Raw genomic sequence first — 1,961 nt, 5'->3', positions numbered from 1 at the left:
CCCCCCGGGTGGCGGCCTGCCGGCCCGTGCCGCCCCCGGGGGCGGGGCCGGCCCGGCCCGATGGTCGGCTCCCCCGGTTCCCCCACGGGGGAGTCGACCCCGGCGATCGACCGGCACCCGAAGGGGTCGGGTTTCGGCCACGACTGCGAGAATCGCCCCATGCGCACCCGGCTGAGCCTGGCCCGCCAGCTGCTTCTCCTCCAGTTGGCCGTCATCCTGCTGCTGCTGGGCAGCGGCACCGCCCTGGTCGCCCTGGAGGTGCGGCGGGACAGTCGCGCCGACGCCGAACAACGTGCCCTGACCCTGGCCCTGGGCCTGTCCCGCCTCCCCGAGGCGCGCACCGCGCTGAAGGAGCCCGACCCCTCGGCGGAACTGCGCCGCACCGCCCGGGCGGTGCGGGAGGCCACCGGCACCGACTTCATCGTCTTCATGACCCCCGACGGCATCCGGTACACCCATCCCGACCCCGACCGGATCGGGGAGCGGTTCCTGGGGACCATCGAACCCGCCCGACGCGGCGAGGTGGTCACCGAGCAGTACGAGGGCACCCTCGGCACCTCCGTACGGGCGGTGGTCCCGATCCACGACGACCCCGGGGGCGGGGCCGACGGCCCTCCCGACGGCGAGGTGATCGCCCTGGTCTCGGTCGGCATCCTCCAGGACCGGATCGGCGGCGAGCTGCGGCGCCGGTTGACCCCGGTGGTGTGGTTGGCGGGCGCGGCCGTGCTGCTCGGCGCCGCCGGCAGCTACGCCGTCAGCCGCCGCCTGGACCGTCAGACGCTGGGGCTGGGCGCGGCGGAGATCACGCGCCTGTACGAGCACCACGACGCCGTGCTGCGCGCCGTGCGCGAGGGCCTGCTGATCGTCGATCCGGCCGGCCGGTTGGTGCTGGTGAACGACCCCGCCCGCGGGCTGCTCGGGCTGCCCGCCGACGCGGAGGGCCGGCGACCGGCGGAGTTGCCCGTGCGCGCGCCGCTGGACGAACTCCTCGCCGCCGGCGGGAGTGTCACCGACCGGCTGTGCGTGTACGGGGAGCGGGTGCTGGTGGTCAACGCCGAACCGATCGAGAAGGACGGTCGTCGGCTGGGCACCGTCATCACCCTGCGCGACCACACCGAGCTGGAGGAACTGGCCGGCGAGCTGGACTCCGCGCGCGGCTTCGCCGACGCCCTGCGCGCCCAGGCGCACGAGTCCGCCAACCGGCTGCACACCGTGATCACCATGGTGGAGTTGGGGCAGACCGAGCGGGCGGTGGAGTTCGCCACCGTGGAGGTGGCCGCCGCACAGCAGTTGGCCGACCGCATGACCGCGTCGGTGGCCGAGCCGGCCCTCGCCGCCCTCCTGTTGGGCAAGGCCGCGCAGGCCGCCGAGAAGGGCGTGGAGCTGGTGATCACCGAGGACACGGCGGTGGACGCCGAGCTGACCGACCCCCGGCGCGGCATCGCCCCGCGCGACCTGGTCACGCTGGTCGGCAACCTCGTGGACAACGCGATCGACGCCGCCCTGGCGGCGCCCCCGCCCCGCCGGGTCACGGTCACCGCCACCGTCCGGGAGGGGCGTCCCCTCCCGGACGGGCGCCCCGGTGGGGAGGAACTGCTGGTGCGGGTCGCGGACACCGGCGCGGGCGTGGACGGGGACCGGGTGGAGGAGATGTTCCGACGCGGCTGGTCCACCAAGACGACGGAGGCCGCGCACGGGCGCGGGCTGGGGCTGGCCCTGGTGCGGCAGGTCATCGACCGCCACGGGGGTTCCGTGGAGATCACCCCCGGCGAGGGGGCCGCTGCCACCGACCGGACCGGGGGCGGAAGGACCGGGGAATCCGCCGCCGGGACGCCGGACGGGGAGGCCCCGGCCCGTTCCGGGGCCGTGTTCACCGTGCGGCTGCGGACCGGTCCCGCCCCGGGCGTGGCGCACGCCCCGGGGACGGGGGAGGATGGTCGGCCGTGAGCCCCTCCCACAGC

General features: G+C 76.2%; 1 protein-coding gene. It reads left to right on the top strand.

Annotation, left to right across the window (positions count from 1 at the left end):
* Positions 1-159 precede the first annotated feature (159 nt).
* The gene (locus FNQ90_RS21285) at positions 160-1,947 is read left to right on the top strand and encodes a sensor histidine kinase (protein WP_182607834.1); all 1,788 of its coding nucleotides are present in this window, start codon (positions 160-162) and stop codon (positions 1,945-1,947) included.
* Positions 1,948-1,961: the final 14 nt, after the last annotated feature.

It is taken from the genome of Streptomyces alkaliphilus (assembly GCF_014141535.1).
Classification (GTDB): Bacteria; Actinomycetota; Actinomycetes; order Streptomycetales; family Streptomycetaceae; genus Streptomyces; species Streptomyces alkaliphilus.
Note: the sequence above shows the minus strand (reverse complement) of the source record. Positions and strands in the feature narration are given on the sequence as shown.